Source organism: Citrobacter sp. CK189 (genome assembly GCF_030333505.1).
Classification (GTDB): Bacteria; Pseudomonadota; Gammaproteobacteria; order Enterobacterales; family Enterobacteriaceae; genus Citrobacter_B; species Citrobacter_B koseri.
The window spans coordinates 428,017-454,349 of record NZ_JAOWFV010000038.1 but is presented as its reverse complement, the minus strand read 5'-3'; the positions used below and the strand labels follow the sequence as shown (position 1 = coordinate 454,349).

Genomic DNA, 26,333 nt, shown 5'->3' with positions numbered 1-26,333 from the left:
TTTAGCAGTCTTTTACAGCCCAATCGCCTCTTTTAAACTTTTCAGGTAGCGACGGCTGACAGGAACCGTTAAACCGTTGCGCAAAATCAGCTCGGCCTGACCATTATCCTCCAGACGAATTTCCTGCAACTGCGCCATATTCACCAGATACTGACGATGGCAGCGCAATAACGGTGTGCGGCTCTCCAGCGTTCGCAGTGTCAATTCGGTAAACCCTTCCTTCCCCTCGCTGCTGGTTACGTACACGCCGCTCATCCGGCTGCTGACAAACGCCACGTCATCCATTTGCAACAGATAAATACGGCTGTGCCCGGTGCAGGGAATGAATTTCAACGCTTGTTGATTTTCCGGCAACACCGAAACGTCCTGCATGTTTCGTTCCTGTCGCAGACGCGCCAACGTTTTCTCCAGCCGCTTCTCTTCAATGGGCTTAAGCAGATAGTCAAAAGCGTGCTCTTCAAACGCTTTAATGGCGTATTCGTCAAAAGCGGTCAGAAAAACAATGTACGGCCGATGTTCTGGATCGAGCATCCCGACCATTTCCAGCCCGCTGATGCGCGGCATCTGGATGTCGAGAAACAGCACGTCCGGGTGCAGCTTATGCACCGCGCCAATCGCCTCTACCGCATTCGAGCACTCACCCACAATCTCAATATCACTTTGTTCCTGTAACAGAATCCGCAGATTTTCCCGCGCTAACGGCTCATCATCCACAATCAGCACTTTAATCATGCGTTTTCCTCCAGGGGAAGTCGTAAGGTTATCCGGGTAAAGAGATCGGGTTCGCAGGCCACGTTGATGCCGTAATCATCGCCAAAGCGTTCGCGCAGCCGTTTATCCACCAGGTTCATCCCCAGGCCGCTGGCATTGGTCGTGGGCTGGTACAACCCGGCGTTATCCTCAATGTCCAGCATCAGGTGCTGCCCGTCCTGTCTGGCCGTAATGGAGACTTCACCGGTGCCGAGCAGTTGCGACGTGCCGTGCTTAATGGCGTTTTCCACAATCGGTTGCAGAGTGAACGCGGGCAGTTGCTGGTGCGAAAGTTCCTCCGGCACGTTTAAATTCACCTGCAACCGCGCCTGGAAGCGCGCCTTCTCAATTTGCAAATAGGCATTCACATGCTCAATTTCATCGGCAAGGGTCACAATCTCCGAGGGGCGCTTTAAGTTCTTGCGAAAGAAGGTCGAGAGATACTGCACCAGTTGGCTGGCCTGTTCGCTGTCGCGGCGTACCACCGCTTTAATGGTGTTAAGCGCGTTAAACAGGAAATGAGGATTCACCTGCGCATGCAAAAGTTTAATTTCCGACTGTGTGAGCAGCGCTTTCTGGCGTTCATACTGCCCGGCCAGAATCTGCGCCGACAGCAGTTGCGCAATCCCCTCGCCCAGCGTTCGGTTGATGGAGCTAAAGAGCCGGTTTTTGGCTTCATACAGTTTGATGGTGCCCATCACGCGTTGGTTTTCGCCGCGCAGCGGAATCACCAGCGTTGAGCCTAATTTGCACTGCGGATGCAACGAGCAGCGGTAAGGCACTTCGTTACCATCGGCATACACCACTTCGCCGGTCTCAATCGCTTTCAGCGTGTAGCTTGATGAAATAGGTTTCCCCGGCAGGTGGTGATCGTCGCCAATGCCGGTAAACGCCAGCAGTTTATCGCGATCGGTGATCGCCACTGCGCCGATGTCCAGTTCCTGATACAACACCTGGGCCACCTTCATGCTGTTCACTTCGTTAAAGCCCTGACGAAGGATACCCTCCGTGGAGGCCGCCACTTTCAGCGCGGTGGCGGAAAACGCCGAGGTGTATTTTTCAAACATCGCGCGTTTGTCGAGCAAAATGCGCATAAACAGCGCCGCCCCAACGGTGTTAGTCACCATCATGGGCGCGGCAATACTGCTTACCAGATGCAACGCATCTTCAAAAGGTCGGGCGATCAACAAAATGATCAGCATTTGCACCAGTTCAGCGACGAAGGTAATCGCCCCGGCCGTTAACGGGCTGAAGACTTTATCGGTGCGCCCGCGACGGATCAGCACGCTATGCACCAGGCCGCCTAACAACCCTTCGACAATGGTGGAGATCATGCAGCTCAGCGCCGTCATCCCGCCCATCGAATAACGGTGTAAACCGCCGGTGAGTCCAACCAGGCCGCCGACCACAGGCCCGCCCAGCAAGCCGCCCATCACGGCGCCAATCGCACGGGTATTGGCAATGGAATCTTCGATGTGCAACCCAAACCAGGTGCCCATAATGCAGAAAATAGAGAAGACGATATAACAGAGAAATTTATGCGGCAGGCGAACGGTAACCTGCATTAACGGGATGAATAAACGTGTTTTACTCATTAACCACGCAATGACCAGAAACACGCACATCTGCTGAAGCAGCAGCAACACCAGATTAAACTCGTACATACCCGCAAACCACACATCTCTTAAAAACGCGTAACATACATTGGCTGCGCTTATCTTTCTTTGAACTGTTGCAAAAAAACATGAATTCGTGAGAACGATCACTCAAAAGCGCACGTCAGGCCACAATCTCACCCGCACACTGATTAAAAAACAGACAAAACTACCTGGTTCGTAAAAGAGCGTCTAAAGTAAAACTGGGACCTCGCGAGCAAGGGTGAAACGATGGCGCTTTACACAATAGGTGAAGTGGCTTTGCTTTGTGATATCAACCCTGTCACGTTACGCGCGTGGCAGAGGCGTTACGGATTATTAAAGCCCCAGCGAACAGACGGGGGGCACCGCCTGTTTAATGACGCCGATATCGACAGGATTCGGGAGATTAAACGCTGGATTGATAACGGCGTGCAGGTCAGTAAGGTCAAGGTGCTGCTCAGCAACGATAACATCGATGTGCAAAACGGCTGGCGCGAACAGCAGGAGACGCTGCTGCACTATTTGCAAAGCAACAATCTGCATAGCCTCAGGCTATGGATTAAAGAACGTGGGCAGGATTACCCCGCCCAGACGCTCACCACGCACCTGTTTACTCCTCTGCGACGACGCTTACAGTGCCAGCAACCCACTCTCCAGGCGTTGCTCGGCATCCTTGACGGCATCTTGATCAATTACATTGCGATTTGTCTTGCCTCCGCGCGCAAAAAACAGGGGAAAGACGCGCTGGTGGTCGGCTGGAATATTCACGATACCACCCGGCTGTGGCTGGAAGGCTGGGTCGCCAGCCAGCAAGGATGGCGCGTCGATGTGCTGGCTCACTCGCTGAACCAGCTTCGCCCGGAGCTGTTTGACGGCAGGACGCTGCTTATCTGGTGCGGCGAGACGCAGACGCCCGCGCAGCAGCAGCAACTCAATGCCTGGCGCGCGCAGGGGCACGATATTTACCCGCTGGGCCTGTAGCCTTACCGGATGGCAGCATCAATGCGTGATCAGACATTCTGCGCATTTAATGATTCATTAACAAACGTGCTTTACGGTACAATCCTTTTGTTAACATAAGGAGTGCACAATGCGCGCAGCTAAAATCGGTGTGATTACCCTCTTCCTGCTGATGGCTATCGGCGGTATCGGCGGCGTGATGCTCGCTGGCTATACGTTTATTTTACGTGCCGGTTAAGGCGCAGCACCAGACGCTCGAACAGGCGATCGACAATGATCGCCGCCAGCGCGACCAGTAAAGCCCCCTGAATCACATAGGCGGTGTTAAAGCCGCTCAGCCCGATGATAATCGGCGTGCCGAGCGTGCTGGCGCCCACCGTCGAGGCGATCGTCGCAGTCCCAATATTGATGATTACCGAGGTGCGAATCCCCGCCAGAATCACCGGCGCGGCCAGCGGCAGTTCGACTTTCCACAACTGCTGTCCCCGGCTCATTCCCATCCCGCGCGCCACGCTCATGACGCTGGCGGGAATCGCCCCCAGCCCGGCGAGCGTGGCCTGCAATATCGGCAAAACCCCGTAGAGGATCAGCGCGATAATGGCTGGCTCCTGACCAAACCCCATCACCGGAACGGCTATCGCCAGCACCGCGACCGGCGGAAAGGTCTGCCCGACGGCGGCGATGGTTTCCACCAGCGGGCGAAACTCTGCCCCCCATGAGCGGGTGACCGCAATCCCCGCCCCGACGCCAACCGCCACAGCAATCAGGCTTGATACGCCCACCAGCCAGAAATGGGCCAGCGCCAGCGCCATAAAGCTTTCTTGCTGGTAAACCGGTCGTGGCAGCTGCGGAAACAGCGCGCCAAACACCGCCTGGCTGTACGGCAGCCCCGCAAGCAGCGCCAGAAAAGCGACAATAAGCCAGAGCAGCGGATCAGACAGTCGTTTCACCGGGCAGCGCCTCCGAAAGCAGATCGCGAAAATGGAGCGTCCCGCAGGGAGCGCCCTGCTGATCCACCACCGGCAATACGTCGCACCCTCGCGCCACAAAGACAGACAGCGCATCGCGCAGCGTCATCTCTTCCGCCAGCGCGTCACCGCCCACTTGCTCATGACGACGCACATAATCCCCCACGCTGCGCAGCGACAGCAGCCGCACGCCCAGTTCGCTGCGCCCAAAAAACGCCTGCACAAAATCATTCGCCGGCGCGGTCAGCATTTCCAGCGGCGTGCCCTGCTGTACCACTTCGCCGCCATCCATCAGCACCAGATGCTCCGCCAGACGCAGCGCCTCGTCGATATCGTGCGTCACCAGCACGATGGTGCGGCCAAGCAGCCGGTGAATACGGGTCATCTCCTGCTGAAGCGCCCCGCGCGTTACCGGGTCCAGCGCGCCAAACGGCTCATCCATCAGCAATACCTGCGGATCGGCAGCCAGCGCGCGGGCCACCCCAACGCGCTGCTGTTGCCCGCCAGAGAGCTGGTGCGGATAACGGTGACGCAAATTTACATCCAGCCCCAGCAGCGCCATCAGTTCTTCCGTGCGGTCATCAATACGCGAGCGCGACCACTTTTGCAGTTGCGGTACGGTGGCAATGTTTTGCGCCACCGTCCAGTGCGGGAAAAGGCCGATCGACTGGATGGCGTACCCCATGCGACGACGCAGTTCCAGCACCGGCAAGCTGCGGATCTCTTCCCCGGCAAAACGGATCACCCCGCTGTCATGCTCCACCAGGCGGTTAATCATCTTCAGCGTGGTGGATTTTCCCGACCCCGATGTGCCAATCAGCACCGAAAAGCTGCCTTCGCGAAAATGCAGATTGAGGTCGTTGACGGCCTTCTGCGCACCGAAGGTTTTGCTGACATGGCTAAATTCAATCATCATTCGTTACCTTCAGGAGTGCGATCCATAAATCAAACAGCGCGTCGATCAGCACGGCCAGCGCAATGACCGGGATCACCCCCAGCAGAACCAGATCAACGGCGCTGCTGAGCAGTCCCTGAAAGACCAGGGCGCCAAACCCTCCCGCCCCAATCAGGGCGGCGATGACCGCCATCCCCACCGTTTGCACCATGACCACGCGCAGGCTGCGTAAAAAAACCGGCAACGCCAGCGGCAGTTGTACATGGATAAAGCGTTGAGAAGCGCTCATCCCCATCGCCCGCGCGCTTTCCAGCACGTCTCGCGGCACCTGGTTAAGCCCGGCAACCACGCCGCGCACCAGCGGCAGTAACGCATAGAGCACCAGCGCAATCAGGGCGGGCGTTAACCCGGTTCCCGCCACGCCAAGCGTTCCCAGCCAGGGCCACGCCTTCACCAGCCCGGCAAGCGGGGCAATCAGCAGGCCAAACAGCGCAACGGAAGGGATGGTCTGGATAACATTCAGAACGGCAAAGACCGGCCCCTGCCGCGCCGTTGCAAACGAGCACCAGATGCCCAGCGGTACGCCAATCAGCAACGCGGGCAACACGGTTCCCGCCAGCAGCGTCAGGTGCTGAACCAGCGCATTATCAAAAATATCCTGCCGGTTCGCGTACTCTTTGAGTAAAGAGAGATCGTTGAATGCGCCGGTGAGCAGCAGCGCCAGCGGTAAGAGCGCAATTTGCGCATGCAGAAGCCAGCGCCAGAGCGGTTGGGTGGTGATACGGCGAATGGCATCGCTACAGGCCAGCAGGGTGAGCCCAAGACCCAGCCACAGGCCGCTCCCCAGGCTTGTGCGCGCCAGCGGGCTGCCGGCCTGCGCCAGATGCGTTGCCGCTTTCCCCACGCTCCAGAGCATGGCGATCACCAGCGCCTGCGCCAGCACAAGCGTCAGCACGCTGCCCTTTTTCCCAGGGACAAAGCACAACACCAGCAATGCGCACCCGGCGCCCGCCAGCAGAGAAACCGAACCCGGCCAGATATCCCAGATCTGACGCCCCGCCCCTGACACCAGGCGATTGGGGGCGTAGTTAACGAAAGGCAGCGCGGCGGCAACCCCCGTCAGGATCACCAACAGCAGCAACACACGGTTAAGACTGACTTTTGACACCTTACTGACCTGATACAAAATGTGTTACTTCACCCAGCCTTTTTGCTTCAGGTAATCTGCCGCGACTTTTTTCGCATCCAGCCCTTCAACGGCGATACTGGCATTCAACTGTTGCAACGTTTTTTCATCCAGGCTGGCAAAGACCGGCTGCAACCATTCCGCCATCTGCGGATATTCTTTTAGCACCGACTCACGAACCACCGGAGCAGGCGCATAGATAGGCTGGACGCCTTGCGGATCGCTCAGTGTTTGCAGCCCCAGCGCCGCAACCGGGCCGTCGGTGCCATAGGCCATTGCCGCGTTTACGCCGGACGTTTGCTGGGCGGCCGCTTTAATGGTCACCGCCGTATCGCCGCCAGCCAGCGACAGCAACTGGTTCTGATTCAGTTTAAAATCGTAGGCTTTTTCAAAGGCAGGCAGCGCATCGGCGCGTTCGATAAACTCGGCGGAGGCGGCCAGTTTGAACGTTCCGCCCTCTTTCAGATAGCGTCCGAGATCCGCAAGCGAAACCAGTTTATTCTTTTCCGCAACATCCTGGCGTACCGCAATCGTCCAGGTATTGTTTGCAGGCGCTGGCGTTAACCAGACCAGCTTGTTCTGCTCAGCATCCAGTTTTTTGACTTTTTCAAACCCCGCCTGTGCGTTTTTCCATGCCGGATCGTTTTCGTCTTTAAAGAAGAATGCGCCGTTTCCGGTATATTCCGGGTAAATATCCAGCTCGCCAGAGGTAATCGCGCCGCGTACTACCGGGGTTGTACCCAGTTGCACTTTATTCACCGTTTTAACGCCGTGGCTTTCCAGCACCTGTAAAATCAGGTTGCCAAGCAAGGCGCCTTCCGTATCGATTTTTGATCCGACCGTTACGGGTGATGCGGCCTGCAACGGCAGGCTGACCGCCGCTAACAGCAGCAGCGCCCCCGCCCCTGTTTTTGAAATTGTCATGCTGCTTTCCTCATTCTTTTACATCCCTTTTCAGAGACTTGAGGAAAAAGCATAGTTGAAAAATAGCAGAGCGACAAAAGGCAGGGGCAATTCACAGGCCGGATAAGCGCAAGCGCCATCCGGCAATCAGGCGCACCGGTGCCGGATGGCGACGCTAACGCGTCTTATCCGGCCTACGGAGCTGACAGGTATGGCGCGTGGCTACAGCAGTTCAAACTCGCCCTGCTTCACACGGGCGGAATCGACGCCAATAAAGACGTTAAACTTGCCGGGCTCCGCGTCATACTTCATACGCTGGTTCCAGAATTTCAGCGCCTCAATATCAATCGGGAAGCTAACGGTCTGCGTTTCTCCCGGCTTCAGCGTTACCTTCTCAAAGCCTTTCAGCTGTTTTACCGGACGACTCATCGATGCCGTGACATCCTGCAAATACATCTGGATTACCGTCGCCCCCTCGCGCTTGCCGGTATTCGTCACCCGCACGCTGGCCGTTACCGCGCCATCGCGCTTCATGGTGGGCGCAGAGAGCGTCACATCGGAAACGGTAAACGTGGTGTAGCTCAGACCATAACCAAACGGATACAGCGGGCCATTCGCCTCGTCAAAGTAGCGGGAGGTGTACTTGTTCGGCTTGTCGGCGTTATACGGACGACCGGTGTTGAGATGGCTGTAGTAAACCGGGATCTGCCCGACAGAGCGCGGGAAGGACATCGGCAGTTTACCCGACGGGTTATAGTCGCCGAACAGAACGTCAGCAATGGCGTTACCGCCTTCCGTACCGGCAAACCAGGTTTCCAGAATGGCGTCAGCCTGCTGATCTTCTTTCACCAGCGCCAGCGGACGACCGTTCATCAGCACCAGCACCAACGGTTTACCCGTCGCCTTCAACGCCGCGATCAGATCGCGCTGGCTTTGCGGGATCTGAATGTCGGTGCGGCTGGAAGCCTCATGCGCCATACCCTGCGCTTCCCCGACAACGGCCACAACCACATCGGACTGTTTCGCGGCATTAACGGCCTCGTCAATCATCGCTTCTGGCGAACGAGGGTCTACTTTCACCGCCTCCTCATACTGATTGAGGAAATCAACAATGCCTTTGTCATTAGTGACATTCGCCCCTTTGGCGTATATCACTTTGCCTTTGTCGCCCAGCGCGTTTTTAATCCCCGTCAGCACCGTAACGGACTGGCTGGCGACGCCAGCGGCAGACCAGCTTCCCATCACATCACGCTGACTGTCGGCCAGCGGCCCCACCACCGCAATGGTGCCGGATTTATTCAACGGCAGCGTTTCCAGACGGTTCTTCAGCAGCACCAGACTTTCGCGCGCAACGTCGCGCGCGTCTTTGCGATGCAGGCGGCTCTCAGCGTTCGTGTCCTGCGGATCGGACTCTTTTGCGCCCAGGTGGCTGTACGGATCGTTAAACAACCCCATGTCATATTTCACGTTCAGCACATGGCGCGCGGCATCGTCCAGTTCCGCCATCGTTACTTTGCCTGATTTGACCAGCCCCGGCAGGTATTTGCTGTAATACTCATCGCTCATACTCATGTTGATGCCGGACTTGAGCGCCACGCGCACCGCGTCTTCCGGGTCGGATGCCGTGCCGTGTTTAATCAGCTCTTTGATCGCGCCGTGATCGGAAACGGTGATGCCTTTAAAGCCCCACTCGTCGCGCAGCACCTCTTTCAACAGCCATGAATCTGACGTCGCAGGCGTGCCGTTCAGTGAGTTGAGCGCCACCATCACCGCGCCGCTGCCCGCGTCCAGCCCGGCTTTATACGGCGGCATATAGTCGTTGAACAGGCGCTGCGGGCTCATATCGACGGTGTTGTATTCCTTCCCGCCCTCAACCGCGCCATAGGCGGCGAAATGTTTCACGCTGGTCATCACCGAATAGCGATCCGCCGGGCTTTTGCCCTGCATCGCCTCGACCATCGTTTTGCCCATGATCGCCGTCAGATACGTATCTTCACCAAAGCCTTCCGATGCGCGTCCCCAGCGCGGATCGCGGGACACATCCACCATCGGCGCCCAGGTCATGTTCAGGCCATCGTCAGCCGCCTCATACGCCGAGACGCGACCCACGGTTTTTACCGCCTCCAGATTAAACGAGGAGGCCAGGCCAAGGCTGATAGGGAAAACGGTACGCTGCCCGTGCAGCACGTCATAGGCGAAAAAGAGAGGGATTTTCAGGCGGCTCAGTTCCATCACCTGATCCTGCATTTTTCGGATATCCTGGCGGGTGACGGTGTTAAAAATCGCCCCGACCTGCCCGTTTTTGATCATCTCCCGGATGGCTTCTTTCGGGTTGTCGGGCCCAACGCTTATCAAACGCAGCTGACCGATTTTTTCATCGACGGTCATTTTCGTGAGCAATTCAGTGACAAACGCATCCCGAGCTTCAGGCGTCAGCGGATGGTTGCCAGACAACGCTTCCGCCAGCGCTGGCTGCAACGCAAGGCTTACCGCAACACCTACAGAACATAGCCATTTCATCTTGATTCTCTCTTTTTCTTTAGCCCGACGTGGCAGCAAAAATATAACAAAAACCGCAGTTTGCCATAAGCCTAATCGGGAGAGGAGAAGAAAGCTAAGGTTATTCTCTGATTTTTTTAACGTCCCCTGCGCAGGGAGGAGGATCAGGAATACGCTAAGCCTGCACCGAGACAAGTTGCATGAGAAAGCGTATTGTCATACAAAGCGCTATGCTTAGTTCCGATAGTTTGTCCCACCACAAGGAGTGGAGAATGTCTTCCATTACAACGACAGATAATAAAGCCTTTCTTAACGAGCTCACCCGTCTGGTGGGTCATTCGCACCTGCTCACCGATCCTGCAAAAACCGCCCGCTACCGCAAGGGGTTCCGTTCTGGTCAGGGCGAAGCGCTGGCCGTGGTCTTCCCCGGCTCGCTGCTGGAATTGTGGCGCGTACTGAACGCCTGCGTAAACGCCGATAAAATCATTCTGATGCAGGCCGCCAATACCGGCCTGACTGAAGGTTCCACGCCGAACGGCAACGATTACGATCGCGAAATTGTCATCATCAGCACGCTACGCCTCGACAAGCTGCACGTCCTCAGTAAAGGCGAACAGGTGCTGGCATACCCAGGAACCACGCTGTACTCACTGGAAAAAGCGCTTAAACCTTTTGGTCGCGAACCGCACTCGGTTATCGGTTCCTCCTGTATCGGCGCGTCAGTTATTGGCGGCATCTGCAATAACTCCGGCGGGTCGCTGGTACAACGTGGCCCGGCGTATACCGAAATGTCTCTGTTCGCGCGCATTGATGAGCAGGGCAAATTACAGCTGGTGAACCATCTGGGCATCGAACTGGGCCAGACCCCGGAACAGATCCTCAGCACACTCGATGATGAACGCATCAAAGATGAAGATGTGCGCCACGATGGCCGCCACGCCCACGATTACGATTACGTGACTCGCGTCAGGGACATTGAGGCCGATACCCCTGCCCGCTATAACGCTGACCCGGATCGCCTGTTCGAATCCTCCGGCTGCGCGGGTAAGCTGGCGGTGTTCGCCGTGCGGCTGGACACTTTCGAGGCGGAAAAAAACCAGCAGGTCTTTTATATCGGCACCAATCAGCCCGATGTGCTGACCGAGATTCGTCGTCATATCCTGGCGAAGTTCGACAACCTGCCGGTTGCCGGTGAATATATGCACCGCGATATTTACGACATCGCGGAGAAATATGGCAAAGATACGTTCCTGATGATCGACAAGCTCGGCACCGACAAAATGCCGTTCTTCTTTACGCTCAAAGGCCGTACCGACGCGATGCTGGAAAAGGTAAAAATCTTCCGTCCGCATTTCACCGACCGCGCGATGCAGAAGTTCGGCCATTTATTCCCTAACCATCTGCCGCCGCGCATGAAAAGCTGGCGCGACAAATATGAGCATCATCTGCTGTTAAAAATGGCGGGAGACGGAGTGGCGGAAGCGCAAAGCTGGCTGACCGAGTTTTTCAAAACCGCCGAGGGCGATTTCTTTGCCTGTACCCCGGAGGAAGGCAGCAAAGCGTTCCTGCACCGTTTTGCCGCGGCAGGCGCGGCGATCCGTTATCAGGCGGTGCATGCCGATGAGGTGGAGGATATTCTCGCACTGGATATCGCCTTACGGCGTAACGACACCGAATGGTATGAGCATCTGCCGCCGGAAATTGACAGCCAGCTGGTGCATAAACTCTATTACGGTCATTTCATGTGCTATGTCTTCCATCAGGATTACATCGTGAAGAAAGGCGTCGATGCCCATGCGCTGAAAGAGCAAATGCTGGAACTGCTGCGCCAGCGCGGCGCGCAATATCCGGCAGAGCATAACGTTGGTCATTTGTACAAAGCGCCGGAGACGCTGGCGCGTTTTTATCGTGAAAATGACCCCACCAACAGCATGAATCCGGGTATTGGTAAAACAAGTAAGCTGAAATTCTGGAAAGAAGCGGCGTCCGACGAGACGCATTGATTTCTCGTATTTACAGCGATGGAGCTGTTTTAAATATCGTGCCGGATGGCGGCGCAAGCGCCTTATCCGGCCTACAAACTGTAGGCCGGATTCAGGCACATATCAACAAACTCAATCGTTTTGCGCGGTCTGCTCGCCTGCTGCGGCCATCTGCGCAGCTTTCTGCTTTTTATAACTCAACGCGGCGGCCGGAACGGGCATCGCTTTGCCGGTTTCAATCCAGGTGCGTAAACGGCTGGCATCGGCAAAATGGGTATATTTGCCAAAGGCATCCATCACCACTAACGCCACCGGTTTGTTGTTGATCATCGTGCGCATCACCAGGCAATGACCCGCAGCGTTGGTAAACCCGGTCTTGGTCAACTGAATATTCCAGTTATCGCGGTACACCAGGTGATTCGTATTGCGAAACGGCAAGGTGTATGCCGGGTTTGCAAAGGTCGCCATATCCTCACGCGTGGTGCTTAACTGACCAATCAGCGGGTACTGCTTGCTGGCAATCAGCAGTTTCGTCAGGTCACGGGCGGTCGATACGTTATGAATCGACAGTCCCGTCGGCTCCACAAAACGGGTGTGGGTCATGCCCAACGCTTTGGCTTTAGCATTCATCGCTTTAATAAAAGCGTTATAGCCACCCGGATAATGATGCGCCAGGCTTGCCGCCGCCCGGTTTTCCGAAGACATCAGCGCCAGCAGCAACATATTTTTACGGCTGATTTCACTGTTCAGACGCACGCGTGAGTAAACGCCTTTCATTTCCGGCGTCTGGCTGATATCGACTTTCAGTTTTTCATCCAGCGGCAGTCGCGCATCAAGCACCACCATCGCCGTCATTAATTTGGTGATCGACGCAATCGGACGCACAAGATCCGGGTGGTTCGAATAGATCACTTTGTTGGTGTTCAGATCAACAATCATCGCGCTTCCAGAAGCAATTTCCGGTTGAGACGCTACGGCGGCAGCCGCGGTTTTCGCCACAGCGTGTGGCGCAAAAGGGACAGCCAGCATCAGGGCAAGGCTAAATAATGAAACTCGGAATTTCAGCATGATGAGATTTCTGATAATGATTCACGCACGTAGAACGTACACCGCCTGAGCCAGGATTTTACTCAAGCTAGCTCCGGCATCATAGCGACCCGACAGCGTTGTCGCCATAAGAGAATCGTCACGAAATGCTGCATGCTGGCTTTTACACCCGTCTCTTCCCTGTTTCGGGCCGCAGGCGCGCTGCGGTTGTCCATTTACCGCCCTCCTGCGACCCGAATTCTTTTCATACCTCAGAATAACCGGTATCCATATCCCCACAGGATCACCGTCATCGCCAGCAGCACTTCCAGTACCAGCACGCCGATAGCCAGCGTCGAACTGGAAAAGCTCAGACCTTCCTCTTTACTGATGTTCAGGAATGTCGGGATGCCGAGATACAGCAGATAGCCGGTATAAAACAGTGCGACAGTACCGACTAACGCACAGAGCCACACCAGCGGATAAAGCGCCACCAGACCACTTAAAAACAGCGGCGTTGCGACATACCCGGCAAAGACCATACAGTGTCCCAGGGAAGGCCGTTGCGGGTAGTTGCGCGCCATCCACCAGATGACCCGCCCCATCACGGCAACCCCGGCCAGCATCATGCCGTAAAACAGAACCGCGAACGCCAGCCCCGTAAACAGAGACAAGCGCAGCACATTGCCATCACCAAAATTCCAGCCAATTTGCGTGGTGCCGATAAAGGCGCAAATCACCGGGATCGCCGCCATCAGCAGCACATGGTGGGTATAGTGATGCGACACCGTTTCGTTTTCGCTTTTGATCACGCGCATTTCACGATCGGGATGGGAAAATAGCCCCCAGACATGGTTCATACCGCCCCCCTGCTTGTCAGCTCTGGATCTCAACACTTCAAGTATAATTCAGCTTTCGATTATTTTATGTACAGCGCATAAAAACCGATGCGCTAACGTCGCGCCTTTTCCGGCCATAAACATTGATAGGGTGTATGCTAAAGGCGGGAGGTCGTTTTCACGTATGGATATCAACAGTCTTATCACGCATTACGGTTACGCCGCGCTGATTATTGGCAGTATGGCGGAAGGCGAGACCATCACCCTGTTAGGCGGCGTGGCAGCCCATCAGGGATTGCTTAAATTCCCTCTGGTGGTGCTCTCTGTCGCACTCGGCGGCATGATTGGCGATCAGGTGCTCTATTTGTTGGGTCGTCGCTATGGCGGCAAAATTTTGCGGCGCTTTTCCCGACACCGCGCCAAAATTCATCTGGCGCAGAAAATGATCCAGCGTCGCCCGTACCTGTTTGTGATCGGTTCCCGATTTATGTACGGCTTTCGCATTATTGGGCCGCTATTGATTGGCGCCAGCCACCTGCCGCCTAAAATCTTTCTGCCGCTGAATATTCTGGGGGCGATGATCTGGGCTTTGCTGTTTACCACCCTGGGCTATATTGGCGGCGAGGTGATCGCGCCGTGGCTGCACAGTTTCGACCAGCATATAAAGCATGTGATTTGGCTGGCGCTGGTGGTTGGGCTGGTTTTTGGCGCTCGCTGGTGGTTAAAACGGCGCAATAAGCCTGATGCGCCGTAGCGCTTCAGGCTTATTTGGCCGGCATTAAAGCGCCATCCGGCACAACGCTCAAAGATGATAACCGCCGCCCAGCGCGCTGGTGAGCTGGATGGACGCATCCAGCCATTGCCCTTGCAAAATCAGGCCGTTGCAATGTTCCCGCAGCGCCGGGATCTTCGCCTGGCTGACGCGGGAGCCCGCAATAATTCCGGCATTAAACCGCGCCTGTGCCAGACCAACCACCCGCTGTGCGTCATGCTCAATCTGCCGTTGGTGCTGATTTTTTTCAGCCATCGTTTCAACCTGACTGGCGGCGCGCGCCACATCATTCACCGCATCCACCACCGCTTTGTTGTAATTCGCGACAGAGAGATTACTTTGCGCTTTCGCGATATCAAGACTGGCGTTCAGCCTGCCGCTGTCAAAGATCGGCAGCGTCAGCCCGGCGGTGACGCCCATCTGCTGTGCGGAATGGCGAAACAGATCGCTCAGGTGCAGGGCGTCCTGTTGCAAAAACGCCATCAGGTTGATATCGGGATAAAACGCCGCTTTTGCGGCGTCAACGCTGCCTAAAGAGGACTCAATGTACCAGTGCGCCGCCTGTAAATCGGGTCGGCGAGCCAGAAGTTCATAGCTCAACTGAGCGGGCAACTGGCTTTCAGTCACTGGCAGAGCAACCGTATGCAGGGTCAGCGAGGCCGATTGCGCATTGGTCAGCGCACTCAGACGCGCCTCAATAATCTTCATTTTACCGGCCACATCATTTAGCTGCTGCTGCGTTTTACCGGCATCAATATCGGTTTCCACCCCTTCGACCGAGGAGGTAATACCGTTTTGATACAGCTGGCGATCAACCGTAATGACGTTTTGCTGTTCATGTTCGATTTGCGTCAGCACCGCTTTAAGCGCCGCCTGCGTCTGCCATTCCCAGTATAAACGCGCGACACCGCTTGCCAGCAGTTGCCGGGTTTGCGCCTGTTCCGCTTCACGCGCTTTCACTACGCCGATTCTCGCGCTGACTTCAGCCCGGTTCTTGCCCCAGAGATCCAGATCCCAACCGGCGGTTAAGCCGAACGTCCCGTTGGTGTACCACGGCCCGGTGGTTCCCGCCGCCGGATCGGTGATGGCAAACGGCCCCATCAGCCCTTCCGCAGACATTTTCTGGCGCTCAACATCCGCAGAGAAATCCAGCCGGGGGCCATCCTGCGCTTCAACCTCCTTCGCCTGCGCCTCGGCGAGTTGTATACGCTGTTCAGCCACCTGCATATCAGGAGAATGCTGTAATGCGTTGTTAATTAAGGCATCAAGCTGGGGATCGTGGTACGCCTTCCACCACTGGCTGTCCGGCCAACCGTTTTTTATTGCCGTCGGTAATGGTGAATCAACCTGTGCAGCAGGCGTTTGTCGCGTCAGCGACTGGCGGGTATCGTGCATCGGCGCGCAACCCGCCAGCAGCGTAAAAAGAGACAGGCACACCGTTGTGGCCAGGAGAGAATCGCGGTTCATGGAGACGTTCTGGTAAGAAAAGGTGCGCAGAGATTACGTGGTGTTGCGTCCTGTTTTTTAGTTACGCGTGGCAATACATCTTTGGAAAAGGAAAAATATAATTAGAAAATTATAATTGAAGCAAATAATTATAATTAAAGTATTTCATGAAATGATATTTACCCTTTGCGTAGTACCCTGTCGAACCGCTGACCGCTGACCGCTGCCGGATGGCGACGTACCGTCTTATCCGGCCTACACAGTCTGGAGTCTGTAGGCCTGATAAGCGAAGCGCCATCAGGCACGCGGCCTGATAAGGCGATTTAAATATCAATGGACTGAATGGCGCGAGCAATATCGGGGGAATTATTAAGCGCTCGGATTTCCTGAAATAGCGCGGTGACTTCCGTATATTCCTTACGCAAATACCCCAGCCACTGCTTAATACGCGCCACATGATACAGCCCGGTATCCCCCTGCTTTTCCAGCCGGGTGTATTTTTGTAGCAGTAAAACCACTTCCGGCCAGGGCATACGCGGTTCGTTATATTTCACCACGCGGCTGAGATTCGGGATGTTTAACGCTCCACGTCCCATCATCACCGCGTCGCAGCCGCTGACCGCCATACACTCTTGCGCGCTCTGCCAGTCCCAGATTTCACCATTGGCGATAACCGGAATAGTGAGTCGCTGGCGGATCTCGCCAATCGCCTGCCAGTCAATATGTTCGGCTTTATAACCCTGCTCTTTGGTGCGCCCATGCACGACAAGCTCTGTCGCTCCTGCCTGCTGGACGGCATCAGCAATTTCAAATTTTCTTTCGCCGCTGTCCCAGCCCAGACGCACCTTCACCGTGACTGGTAAATGCGCAGGCACGGCTTCGCGCATCGCTTTTGCCCCCTGATAGATAAGCTCAGGATCTTTGAGCAACGTCGCCCCGCCTCCGCTGCCGTTCACCATTTTCGACGGACAGCCGCAGTTTAAATCCACGCCGTATGAGCCCAGCTCCACCGCGCGGGCGGCGTTTTCCGCCAGCCACTGCGGGTATTGCCCCAGCAGTTGAATACGCACGACTGTGCCGGACGCCGTGCGGCTGGCATTGTGCAGTTCCGGGCAGATGCGATGAAACACTTTTACCGGCAGAAGCTGATCCACCACGCGCAAAAACTCCGTGATGCACAGATCGTAATCATTAACCTCGGTCAGTAGCTCGCGCACCAGAGAGTCGAGCACGCCTTCCATCGGCGCCAGTAAAACACGCATAGCATTTCGTTACCTGCAAAAAAAGAGGCGCTATGGTAGCGCCTCTGTGGTGCGGTTTAAAGTCTCTCAGCGCGGCTCAAGGCAGTTATCTTCCTTCCAGCCATACAGCCACTCAATGCCGCGATAAAACTCCTGCTGGGATTTGCCTTTCCACAGCAGATTACGCACCTGTCGCTCCACGCCTGCGGCATGGTAGACGCGCCCCATCTCGCGGGTTGACCAGACAATCCGCGCCGTGCGGGGAATACGCACCGACTCATACAACGCAAAGGCCTGCTGCGCATCGCCATGACAACGCTCCAGCGCTTTACCCAGCGTAACGGCATCTTCCAGCGCCATGCAGGCGCCCTGCGCCATATATTGCGCAACCGGGTGCGCGGCATCGCCCACCAGCGTGATGCGGTCGGTTCCCCATTTCTCTACCGGTTCCCGGTCAGCGGTCGCCCAACGGCGCCAGGAGGTGGGTTTGTCGAGCATTTGACGCGGACGCGGGTGAATCCCGGCAAAATAAGAGAGCACCTCTTCTTTGCTTCCGTCTTTCACGCCCCACTCCTCCTGCTGACGGCTATGGAACGTCACCACCAGATTGTACTGTTTCCCGCCGCGCAACGGATAATGCACCAGATGGCAGTGCGGCCCGGCCCACAGTACCGGCGCATTGATGCGCAAATCTTCCGGCATGTCGTCGCACTCCACCACGGCCCGGTACACCACATGCCCGGTCACGCGCGGAATATCGCCAAGTAGACTCTGGCGCACGACCGATTTCACACCATCGCAGCCCAGCAGAATATCTGCCGTCCAGCTATTCCCCTGCTCGTCAAACACCGTTACATCGTCCGGCGTCTGGCGGATATCGACAATATTCGTCGAAGTCCGGTACTCCACGCCCGGATGAGTCAGCGCCGCTTCCCAGACGGTGGCATGAATATCCACCCGGTGAATCACGGCATACGGGCCGCCAAAATGGTCGCGAAAGGCCTGGCCGGTTTCAATGCGCACGACCTCTTCGGCATTCACGGCGTCCATCATCGTAATATGATCGGTAAAGACCGCGCGCTGGCGAGCCACTTCGCCAACGCCGAGGCTGTCCAGCGCGGAAAACGCATTCGGCCCGAGCTGAATCCCCGCCCCAATCTCACCAATTTCATGAGCCTTTTCCAGCAGCATTACTTTAATGCCCTGGCGCGCCAGCGACAGCGCGGTCGCTGCGCCGCCAATACCGCCACCCACGATAATTGCGCTTGTCACTTTAGCCATTGTCGTTCTCCTTATCAGGCTGAAATTTTGTCTTGTTGATTTTCGGGGGCAGCGGCGATAAAGGCCGGAAGCCGGGTACAGGCGTCATAAACCGCCTTGCAGCGCGGATAACCGCTCAGGTCACATCCCATTCGCAGCGCATTGGCCCATTGTGGAATCAGGCAGCAATCCGCCAGCGTGGGCGCATCCCCCACGCAAAACTGCCCGGACTGCCCCTGGCGCAACAGCTGTTCCACCGCGCTAAGCCCTTGTTGCACCCAGTGGGCGTACCAGCGTTTCTTGTCTTCTTCGCCAATCTTCAGCTCGTCAGTCAGGTAGCGCAATACGCGCAGGTTGTTCACCGGGTGAATATCACAGGCAATGGCATAGACAATTTCCAGCGCCTGGCTGCGCGCCGGATCGACCAGCGGCAGCAACGGCGTCTGCGGGAAGTGGCGATCCAGCCAGTCGATGATTGCCAGCGATTGCCCGAGAGATTCACCGTCATCAGTCACCAGCGTCGGCACCAGCCCGATCGGGTTCATCCGTCGGTAGCTCAGCGCATTCTGCTGGCCGATACGAATGTTGACGCCCACCGTCTCATAATCAATGCCTTTTAATGCCAGCGCGATACGCACGCGATAAGACGCCGAGCTATTAAAAAAACTGTACAGCTTCATCATTCACCTCAAACAATCTTCACGGCGATCGGCGTTAACCCTTCCACATTGCCGGTAATCACATCCCCTTTCACCACTGCCCCGACTCCTTCTGGCGTACCGGTGAAAATCAGGTCGCCCGGTTGCAGTTCAAAAAAGCCGGACAGGTAGCTGATGGTTTCATTGACGGACCAGATCAGATGGCGAATATCGCTGCGCTGATGATCTTCCCCGTTTACCTGTAACCAAATCGGCGCGTTGTTGACATCTGCCACATCGGTCGCTTTATGCAGCGGCGCAATCGGCGCGGACAAATCAAACGCTTTGCCGATTTCCCACGGGCGCCCCATCTGGCGCATTTCCATCTGGCGGTCGCGGCGGGTCATATCCAGCCCGGTGGCATAGCCCCAGACATACTCATGCGCCTGCTCAAGCGGAATATCGCTGCCCTGCTTGCCTATCGCCACCACCAGTTCAATTTCATAGTGATAGTTATCGGTCTGCGACGGATAGGCCAGCGCCAGCGTTTCGCCAGCCGCAACCGGTACGATCGCATCGGCCGGTTTGCAGAAGAAGAACGGCGGCTCACGATCGGGATCGAACCCCATCTCACGGGCATGGGCGGCGTAGTTACGGCCAACGCAGTAGACGCGGCGAACCGGGAATTGCTCATCGCTGCCAACAACCGGCACCGCGACTGGCGCCTGAGGTTCGAATACATATTTGCTCATCTTTTCTCTCCCAATTTAATCACGCGCTTCGCGGAACAAGCCGAGGGCTTCCTGAACCGGTTTGTCCGAAAAACTGAATAAAACGGTATCTTCCGTGGTCTGGAACGACACCCCGTGCCATGTCGGCACTACAAAGATATCTTTCGCCGTGAAGTGGAACGTCTCATTGCCAATGGTGACCTGCCCGGAACCTTCCACAACGTGATAAATGGTGCTGTCGGTCGTGCGCGCCACGCGCGACGCAAACCCTTTCGGCAACAGTTGCAAAAACGCGCCCATCGAAGGCATCGGATAGCCCCCGGTGACCGGGTTGACATAGCGCATCTTGTAGCCATCCCACTCGTCAGGTTCCCCCATCCGGGTCAGGTCATGCAGCGCTTCACGGCTACGGTCGTAGCGGTAGTTGAAAATCGGCGAGGAATTGCCGACCTGGTGGCGTAGCGGCAGCATGTTGGCGGCGTAGCGCGGCAGGTAATCACCTTCTTTGCGCGTCACCGGCTGCTGTTCTTCCGGGTAATCTTCCGCAAACCCGCAGCCCAGCGTATTCACCAGCGGCAGATCCAGACCGTCCAGCCATACCACCGGCTCGTCGCCAGGGTTGCCGTGATCGTGCCAGCGCCACTGCGGCGTCAGAATAAAGTCGCCCGGGTGCATCTGCGTCCGCTCGCCGTCAACGGCGGTGAACGCGCCTTGCCCTTCCACAATAAAACGCAGCGCTGACTGGTTGTGGCGATGACTCGGCGCCACCTCGCCCGGTAAAATCAATTGCAGCCCTGCGTACAGCGTCGCGGTAATTGACGACTGTCCGCGCAGCGCCGGGTTTTCCAGCACCAGCACCCGGCGGACAGCCTCTTTCGCGCCAATCAGGTTGCCGCTTTCCAGCAACAGCGGGCGGATCTCCTGATAGTTCCAGTACGCAGGCGCGCAATTGGCGTTCGGCGTTTGCGGCACCAGGTGGTGCAGCGATTCCCAGAGCGGCGTCAGGTTTTGCCCGGAAATGTGCTGATAAAACTGCTGACGGTTGTGTTTAACATCCTGATTCACTTCAGACATGGAGGTTCTCCTTATTCATTCACGACGCCTGCCCGGGGCAGCACGTCAGGTTCAGAGGCAGAGTGGTGGACAACCGCCGTCAACATGGCGAGCATCACCGCGCTAATGGCAGCCGGAATCGCGATGACGAAAAACAGCGTATCGAAAGAGAAATTCATCGCCATCATCATGCCACCGGAGAGCGAACCGACAATGGCGCCGCAGCGCCCGACGGCATTGGACCAGCTCACGCCGGTTGCACGGCTTTGAGTCGGGTACAGCGTCGCAGTTAAGGCATTCAACCCCACCTGCGATCCGCTGATGCCAATGCCCGTACCAAAAATCGCCAGCGCCATCAGCCACAGTCCGTTTTCGCTCAGGCCAATCATCACGATGCAGACCGCGCCCAGCGCGTAGCTCACGGCCAGCACCCGGAACGGATTGTGTTTGTCCATCAGTACACCGAGTAACAGCGCGCCGAGCGTACCGCCGACCTGGAATGCGGCAGTGACCCAGGAGGCATGCTGCAAATCGATTCCCCGGTGATTCAGGAGCGTCGGCATCCAGCTGGAGAGCAGGTAGATAATGAGCAGGCTCATGAAGAACACGACCCATAACATCAGGGTAATGGGAAGCTGACGCCCAACAAAAAGCTGGCGGATACTGCCTTTTGAAATGGCGGCGGCTTCATGAAGATAGAAATGCGTATTGTCGTAGCGTTCGCCGGTGATGGCGGCAACCGTTCTGGCAATCGCCGCCTGCGGGCGCTGACGACGCACCTGCCAGCGTGGCGACTCGGGCAGAACAAACAGCAAGGCGAAAAACAGCATTAAGGGCAATACGCCGCCGAGCACCAGAATGCCGTGCCAGCCAATCAGCGGCACCAGTTGCGCGCTGACGATGCCGCCCATCGCCGAACCGAGGGTAAACCCGCAGAACATCAGCGTCACCAGCGCCCCGCGACGGCGGGCGGGAAGGTATTCCGACGTCATCGTGATGGTATTCGGCATCGCGCCGCCCAGCCCTAACCCGGTTAAAAAGCGCAGTACCACCAGCGTTTGCAAATCCGGCGAGAAGGCGGAAAGCAGGCTTAAGGCACCAAACAGCGCCACGCACAGTTCAATCACCCGTTTACGGCCAAAACGGTCTGACAGCGGGCCGCACAATAGCGCCCCTGCCGTCAGCCCCAGCAGACCCGCGCCGAACAGCGGGGCCAGATCGCTGGCGCTCAATTGCCAGTGCGTACGGATATCCGGCGCAATAAAGCCAATTGCGGCCGTATCAAAACCGTCGAGCATTACCACCAGAAAGCAGCAGATGATAACGCGCCACTGCATTTTGCCGACGGGGGCGGCGTCAATCAGTGCTTGTAGATCACGTCGTTGAGTCATAGTGAATGCCTCGGTGCAGGTAAGGTAGATGTCATTTTTGTTTTTTGTATGTTGCAAGTTTGTAATCATGGCGATGAAATGTACAATGGCATTTCGGGCAGAGGCATAACCTGGGGGTTATATCAAATGGCGAATTGGGCGCAAAAATTGAAGCTGCACCACCTGCAAATGCTGGTCGCGCTGGGGGAGCAAGGGAATCTGACCCACGTTGCGCGAATGATGAACATCACCCAGCCCGCGCTGTCGAAGTGGCTGTCACAGCTTGAAGATGAGATCGGAATCACGCTTTTTGAACGCCACAGCAAGGGGTTACGCCCTTCAGAAGGGGGCAAGCTGTTGCTCCAGCATGCACAGCGGCTCATCAACGATATGGAACGTTCGCAGTATGAGATCGCGCGCTTTAAGCAAGGTGGGCTGGTGGGAAGCCTGAAAATCGGCTGTTCACCGGTCGCGACAGACTGCGTGTCGCAGGCGATCCTCTGCCTGCTCAATGAGATGCCGACGCTGCACCTGAATATTGAAGAGAAAGTCATGACCCCGCTTTTACACGATCTGCTCGCCGGGTCGCTGGACGTGGTGGTAGGTCGCGTGGGCGGTCGGGCGCTCCAGCTGCCGTTAAACTATCAGGTGCTCTACACCGAACCGGTCTGCTTTGTCGCCCGCCCCCATCATCCCCTGGCCTCACACGCCACGCTTTCCTGGAACGACCTCGCCCACTGGCGCTGGATTGTCTGGCCGACCGGTACGCCAATTCGCATCAGCATTGATAACGCCCTGGTGGACAACGGCGTGATGCTGCCGGAAAACACCATCGAATCCGCCTCGATGAACGTCAGCACCAATTTGCTGCAAAGCAGCGATATGATCTCTATTCTTTCTCTACGCCTGGCGCAACGCTATGCCAGCCAGGGCCAGTTGGCTATCTTAAACCTGCCGAAAATAGAACAGAAAGGAAGCGTGGGCATGTTCTGGCGCAAGAACGAGACCCCTTCTCTTGCGTTGAGTCGTTTTCTGCATTTTCTGGCGCAGGTTTAGCGCGGGCAACGGGGCGTTGCCCGATGTTCCCGTTGTCTATTTCCACTATGCTCAGAATTCATGATGTGATCGGTAGCACGTTTTAAAGTTTAATTGTATGATGAATCTGTTTCATCAAGGGCTTTTACCATGAGTAAATCACTGAATATCATCTGGCAGTATTTACGCGCATTTGTACTGATATATGCCTGTTTGTATGCGGGTATTTTCATTGCATCGCTGCTTCCTATCACGATTCCCGGCAGCATCATCGGCATGTTGATTCTGTTTGTTTTACTGGCGCTACAAATTCTGCCAGCGAAGTGGGTAAACCCGGGATGCTATGTCCTGATCCGTTACATGGCGCTGCTGTTTGTGCCGATTGGCGTCGGCGTCATGCAGTACTTCGATTTGCTGCGCGCGCAGTTTGGCCCGGTGGTGGTCTCCTGTGCGATCAGTACGCTGGTTGTTTTCCTGGTCGTGAGCTGGAGTTCGCATATCGTACACGGTGAACGAAAAGTGTTAGGGCAGAAAGGATCGAAAAAATGATGTCGTATATCTGGTGGTCGTTACCCCTGACGCTGGCGGTCTTTTTCGCCGCCCGCAAACTGGCTGCGCGCTTTAAGATGCCGTTGCTTAACCCGTTGCTGGTTGCCATGGTGGTCATCATCCCGTTTCTGATGCTGACCGGCATTCCTTACGATCACTATTTCAAAGGCAGCGAGGTGCTCAACGACCTGCTGCAACCCGCCGTCGTGGCGCTGGCGTACCCTTTATATGAACAACTGCACCAGATCCGCGCCCGCTGGAAATCCATCATCACGATCTGCTTCGTCGGCAGCGTGGTCGCCATGGTGACCGGAACCACTGTCGCCTTACTGATGGGCGCCACGCCGGAAATCGCCGCATCGGTATTACCGAAATCGGTCACAACCCCAATCGCAATGGCGGTGGGCGGCAGCATCGGCGGCATTCCCGCCATTAGCGCCGTCTGCGTTATTTTCGTCGGGATACTGGGCGCCGTATTTGGTCATACCCTGCTCAACCTCATGCGTATCCGTACCAAAGCCGCACGCGGTCTGGCAATGGGAACCGCCTCGCACGCCCTGGGCACTGCGCGCTGCGCCGAGCTGGATTACCAGGAAGGGGCGTTCAGTTCGCTGGCGCTGGTGATCTGCGGGATCATCACCTCGCTGCTGGCGCCGTTTCTCTTCCCGATTATTCTGGCGGTAGCGGGTTAAAATTTGCGATGTGTCGCGCATTTTTAATTTAAGTTTCACAAGTTGCAATCACAATGAGATTTGGATCACATATAAAGCCGTAACAGCTCCGTAAACTACGATTCCATTACATTGTTATGAGGCAACGCCATGCATCCACGTTTTCAAACTGCTTTTGGCCAACTTGCGGATAATCTGCAATCAGCGCTGGCGCCGATTCTGGCAGATGAGCATTTTCCCGCCATGCTGACTGCGGAGCAGGTCTCGACGCTTAAGCGTGAATCGGGGCTGGACGAAGACGCGCTGGCTTTCGCGCTCCTGCCGCTGGCTGCCGCCTGCGCACGCACCGACCTTTCCCACTTCAACGTTGGCGCTATCGCGCGCGGCATCAGTGGAACCTGGTATTTCGGTGGGAATATGGAGTTCCTGGGCGCGACGATGCAGCAAACCGTTCATGCCGAGCAAAGCGCGATCGGCCATGCCTGGCTGCGCGGTGAAAAAGGGCTCGCCGCCATCACGGTTAACTACACCCCTTGCGGTCATTGCCGTCAGTTTATGAACGAACTGAACAGCGGCCTGGATCTGCGTATCCACCTGCCGGGGCGCGTACCGCATACCTTACGCGACTATCTGCCTGACGCTTTCGGCCCGAAAGACCTGGAGATCAAAACGCTGCTGATGGACGAGCAGAATCACGGTTTCGCGCTGGAGGGCGACGCGCTGACTCAGGCAGCGATTACCGCCGCCAATAAATGTCATATGCCTTACAGCCACTCCCCAAGCGGCGTGGCGCTGGAATGCAAAGACGGGCGTATTTTCACCGGCAGCTATGCCGAGAACGCCGCCTTTAACCCTACGCTGCCGCCTTTGCAGGGCGCACTGAATCTGCTGAACCTGAACGGGTATGACTATCCAGATATTCAGCGCGCAATTCTGGCGGAGAAAGCCGACGCGCCGTTAATCCAGTGGGACGCCACTGCCGCCACGCTGAAAGCATTAGGCTGCAATAATATCGACCGCGTACTACTGGGTTAAGCCCTGGAACACGCAATGTGCGTAGGCCCGATAAGCGCAGCGCCATCGGGCAACATGCAAATGGCAAGAATGTCTAAAATCCCCCCAATCAGACTGCTGTTTCTTGCGCTTCGACAGCGGGTACAGTAGCCTGATTGAAATTTCATCCCTTTATCGAGTTCTCTGCATGTTAAAGCGCGTGTTTTACAGCCTGTTAGTCCTGATCGGCTTGCTGCTGTTGACTGTGCTTGGTCTCGACAGATGGATGAGCTGGAAAACCGCGCCCTATATTTACGACGAATTACAGGATCTCCCCTACCGCCAGGTGGGAGTGGTATTAGGCACCGCAAAATACTATCGCACCGGCGTCATTAATCAGTATTACCGCTACCGCATTCAGGGCGCGTTAAACGCCTACAACAGCGGCAAGGTCAATTATCTGCTGCTCAGCGGCGATAACGCGCTGCAAAGCTATAACGAACCGATGACGATGCGTAAGGATCTGATCGCCGGGGGCGTTGATCCTGCCGACATCGTGCTCGATTATGCCGGTTTTCGCACGCTGGACTCCATTGTGCGCACGCGCAAAGTGTTTGATACCAACGACTTCATCATCATTACCCAGCGTTTCCACTGTGAACGCGCGCTGTTTATTGCGCTGCATATGGGAATTCAGGCTCAGTGCTATGCGGTGCCGTCGCCAAAAGATATGTTAACGGTACGCGTACGTGAATTTGGCGCCCGATTCGGCGCGCTGGCGGATCTCTATATTTTCAAACGGGAACCTCGCTTCTTAGGCCCGTTAGTTCCCATTCCAACAATGCATCAGGTGCCGGATGACGCCCAGGGCTACCCGGCAGTAACGCCTGAGCAATTGCTGGAACTGCAAAAGAAACAAGGAAAATAAG

25 protein-coding genes are annotated in these 26,333 nt (G+C 56.2%); 9 read left to right on the top strand and 16 right to left on the bottom strand.

The features are described 5' to 3' along the window. Window positions 1–12: 12 nt before the first annotated feature. Both btsR and OGV83_RS12055 read right to left on the bottom strand, forming a co-directional pair. Window positions 13–732 carry a two-component system response regulator BtsR gene (gene btsR / locus OGV83_RS12060; RefSeq protein WP_012131647.1) on the bottom strand — a complete coding sequence of 240 codons (720 nt, stop codon included), beginning with the start codon at window positions 730–732 and terminating at the stop codon, window positions 13–15. After that, window positions 729–2,414: a sensor histidine kinase gene (locus tag OGV83_RS12055; protein WP_012131646.1), complete on the bottom strand. Its 1,686-nt coding sequence runs from the start codon at window positions 2,412–2,414 to the stop codon at window positions 729–731. Before OGV83_RS12055 ends, btsR begins: the two co-directional genes overlap by 4 nt. Before the next feature lie 222 nt (window positions 2,415–2,636). Between OGV83_RS12055 and mlrA the strand changes: the two genes are divergently transcribed. Both mlrA and OGV83_RS12045 read left to right on the top strand, forming a co-directional pair. Next, window positions 2,637–3,368 carry an HTH-type transcriptional regulator MlrA gene (gene mlrA / locus OGV83_RS12050; RefSeq protein WP_012131645.1) on the top strand — a complete coding sequence of 244 codons (732 nt, stop codon included), beginning with the start codon at window positions 2,637–2,639 and terminating at the stop codon, window positions 3,366–3,368. Between the two features lie 109 nt (window positions 3,369–3,477). Beyond that, on the top strand, window positions 3,478–3,585 hold the full coding sequence (locus tag OGV83_RS12045; RefSeq protein ID WP_047462533.1) for a protein YohO: 108 nt from the start codon (window positions 3,478–3,480) through the stop codon (window positions 3,583–3,585). On the opposite strand, the gene OGV83_RS12040 is transcribed toward OGV83_RS12045, so the two are convergent. The 5 genes from OGV83_RS12040 to bglX form a co-directional block, all read right to left on the bottom strand. Continuing rightward, window positions 3,566–4,297 (bottom strand): ABC transporter permease, encoded by a 732-nt coding sequence (locus tag OGV83_RS12040; RefSeq protein WP_049011719.1) that lies wholly within the window; start codon window positions 4,295–4,297, stop codon window positions 3,566–3,568. The genes OGV83_RS12045 and OGV83_RS12040 overlap by 20 nt on opposite strands. Beyond that, a complete protein-coding gene (locus OGV83_RS12035; protein ID WP_110494897.1) occupies window positions 4,281–5,228 on the bottom strand; it encodes an ABC transporter ATP-binding protein in 948 nt (315 codons plus the stop codon). Before OGV83_RS12035 ends, OGV83_RS12040 begins: the two co-directional genes overlap by 17 nt. Continuing rightward, window positions 5,221–6,378 carry an ABC transporter permease gene (locus tag OGV83_RS12030; RefSeq protein WP_110494898.1) on the bottom strand — a complete coding sequence of 386 codons (1,158 nt, stop codon included), beginning with the start codon at window positions 6,376–6,378 and terminating at the stop codon, window positions 5,221–5,223. The genes OGV83_RS12035 and OGV83_RS12030 overlap by 8 nt, the downstream gene beginning before the upstream one ends. Before the next feature lie 24 nt (window positions 6,379–6,402). Further along, window positions 6,403–7,320, bottom strand: coding sequence for a glycine betaine ABC transporter substrate-binding protein OsmF (gene osmF, locus OGV83_RS12025; protein WP_012131641.1), 918 nt, complete (start codon window positions 7,318–7,320; stop codon window positions 6,403–6,405). Between the two features lie 201 nt (window positions 7,321–7,521). Beyond that, the gene (gene bglX / locus OGV83_RS12020) at window positions 7,522–9,819 is read right to left on the bottom strand and encodes a beta-glucosidase BglX (protein ID WP_047462528.1); all 2,298 of its coding nucleotides are present in this window, start codon (window positions 9,817–9,819) and stop codon (window positions 7,522–7,524) included. Between the two features lie 251 nt (window positions 9,820–10,070). Between bglX and dld the strand changes: the two genes are divergently transcribed. Further along, window positions 10,071–11,801, top strand: coding sequence for a D-lactate dehydrogenase (dld, locus tag OGV83_RS12015; RefSeq protein WP_024130181.1), 1,731 nt, complete (start codon window positions 10,071–10,073; stop codon window positions 11,799–11,801). A gap of 111 nt (window positions 11,802–11,912) precedes the next feature. Here the strand turns inward: dld and pbpG are convergent, their stop codons facing one another. Both pbpG and OGV83_RS12005 read right to left on the bottom strand, forming a co-directional pair. Continuing rightward, window positions 11,913–12,848: a D-alanyl-D-alanine endopeptidase gene (pbpG, locus tag OGV83_RS12010; RefSeq protein ID WP_012131638.1), complete on the bottom strand. Its 936-nt coding sequence runs from the start codon at window positions 12,846–12,848 to the stop codon at window positions 11,913–11,915. Between the two features lie 230 nt (window positions 12,849–13,078). After that, window positions 13,079–13,666 carry a Yip1 family protein gene (locus OGV83_RS12005; RefSeq protein ID WP_012131637.1) on the bottom strand — a complete coding sequence of 196 codons (588 nt, stop codon included), beginning with the start codon at window positions 13,664–13,666 and terminating at the stop codon, window positions 13,079–13,081. A gap of 163 nt (window positions 13,667–13,829) precedes the next feature. Here OGV83_RS12005 and OGV83_RS12000 point away from each other — a divergent pair, with 163 nt between their 5' ends. Then, the gene (locus tag OGV83_RS12000) at window positions 13,830–14,399 is read left to right on the top strand and encodes a DedA family protein (protein ID WP_049011492.1); all 570 of its coding nucleotides are present in this window, start codon (window positions 13,830–13,832) and stop codon (window positions 14,397–14,399) included. A gap of 48 nt (window positions 14,400–14,447) precedes the next feature. Here the strand turns inward: OGV83_RS12000 and mdtQ are convergent, their stop codons facing one another. The 7 genes from mdtQ to mhbT form a co-directional block, all read right to left on the bottom strand. Next, entirely contained in the window at window positions 14,448–15,884 is a 1,437-nt protein-coding gene (mdtQ, locus tag OGV83_RS11995) for a multidrug resistance outer membrane protein MdtQ (protein WP_286463645.1), read from the bottom strand. A 302-nt stretch (window positions 15,885–16,186) separates the two neighbouring features. Continuing rightward, window positions 16,187–17,125, bottom strand: coding sequence for a tRNA dihydrouridine(16) synthase DusC (dusC, locus tag OGV83_RS11990; RefSeq protein WP_286463643.1), 939 nt, complete (start codon window positions 17,123–17,125; stop codon window positions 16,187–16,189). A 66-nt stretch (window positions 17,126–17,191) separates the two neighbouring features. Further along, window positions 17,192–18,385 carry a 3-hydroxybenzoate 6-monooxygenase gene (locus OGV83_RS11985; RefSeq protein ID WP_058669415.1) on the bottom strand — a complete coding sequence of 398 codons (1,194 nt, stop codon included), beginning with the start codon at window positions 18,383–18,385 and terminating at the stop codon, window positions 17,192–17,194. 14 nt (window positions 18,386–18,399) lie between these two features. Next, window positions 18,400–19,044, bottom strand: coding sequence for a maleylacetoacetate isomerase (gene maiA / locus OGV83_RS11980; protein WP_024130180.1), 645 nt, complete (start codon window positions 19,042–19,044; stop codon window positions 18,400–18,402). 8 nt (window positions 19,045–19,052) lie between these two features. After that, window positions 19,053–19,754 (bottom strand): fumarylacetoacetate hydrolase family protein, encoded by a 702-nt coding sequence (locus OGV83_RS11975; RefSeq protein ID WP_058669417.1) that lies wholly within the window; start codon window positions 19,752–19,754, stop codon window positions 19,053–19,055. Between the two features lie 15 nt (window positions 19,755–19,769). Beyond that, on the bottom strand, window positions 19,770–20,807 hold the full coding sequence (gtdA, locus tag OGV83_RS11970; protein WP_071258977.1) for a gentisate 1,2-dioxygenase: 1,038 nt from the start codon (window positions 20,805–20,807) through the stop codon (window positions 19,770–19,772). Between the two features lie 11 nt (window positions 20,808–20,818). Further along, window positions 20,819–22,177 carry a 3-hydroxybenzoate transporter MhbT gene (gene mhbT / locus OGV83_RS11965; protein WP_286463642.1) on the bottom strand — a complete coding sequence of 453 codons (1,359 nt, stop codon included), beginning with the start codon at window positions 22,175–22,177 and terminating at the stop codon, window positions 20,819–20,821. A gap of 126 nt (window positions 22,178–22,303) precedes the next feature. Between mhbT and OGV83_RS11960 the strand changes: the two genes are divergently transcribed. From OGV83_RS11960 to sanA, 5 genes are all read left to right on the top strand, one after another. Beyond that, window positions 22,304–23,212: a LysR substrate-binding domain-containing protein gene (locus OGV83_RS11960; protein ID WP_024130178.1), complete on the top strand. Its 909-nt coding sequence runs from the start codon at window positions 22,304–22,306 to the stop codon at window positions 23,210–23,212. A 129-nt stretch (window positions 23,213–23,341) separates the two neighbouring features. Further along, on the top strand, window positions 23,342–23,740 hold the full coding sequence (locus OGV83_RS11955; RefSeq protein WP_012131626.1) for a CidA/LrgA family protein: 399 nt from the start codon (window positions 23,342–23,344) through the stop codon (window positions 23,738–23,740). After that, window positions 23,737–24,432: a CidB/LrgB family autolysis modulator gene (locus OGV83_RS11950; protein ID WP_012131625.1), complete on the top strand. Its 696-nt coding sequence runs from the start codon at window positions 23,737–23,739 to the stop codon at window positions 24,430–24,432. The genes OGV83_RS11955 and OGV83_RS11950 overlap by 4 nt, the downstream gene beginning before the upstream one ends. Window positions 24,433–24,561: 129 nt before the next feature. Then, complete coding sequence (cdd, locus tag OGV83_RS11945; protein WP_071258982.1) at window positions 24,562–25,446, top strand: cytidine deaminase; 885 nt, start codon at window positions 24,562–24,564, stop codon at window positions 25,444–25,446. A 166-nt stretch (window positions 25,447–25,612) separates the two neighbouring features. Then, complete coding sequence (gene sanA / locus OGV83_RS11940) at window positions 25,613–26,332, top strand: outer membrane permeability protein SanA (RefSeq protein ID WP_012131623.1); 720 nt, start codon at window positions 25,613–25,615, stop codon at window positions 26,330–26,332. Window position 26,333 lies beyond the last annotated feature (1 nt).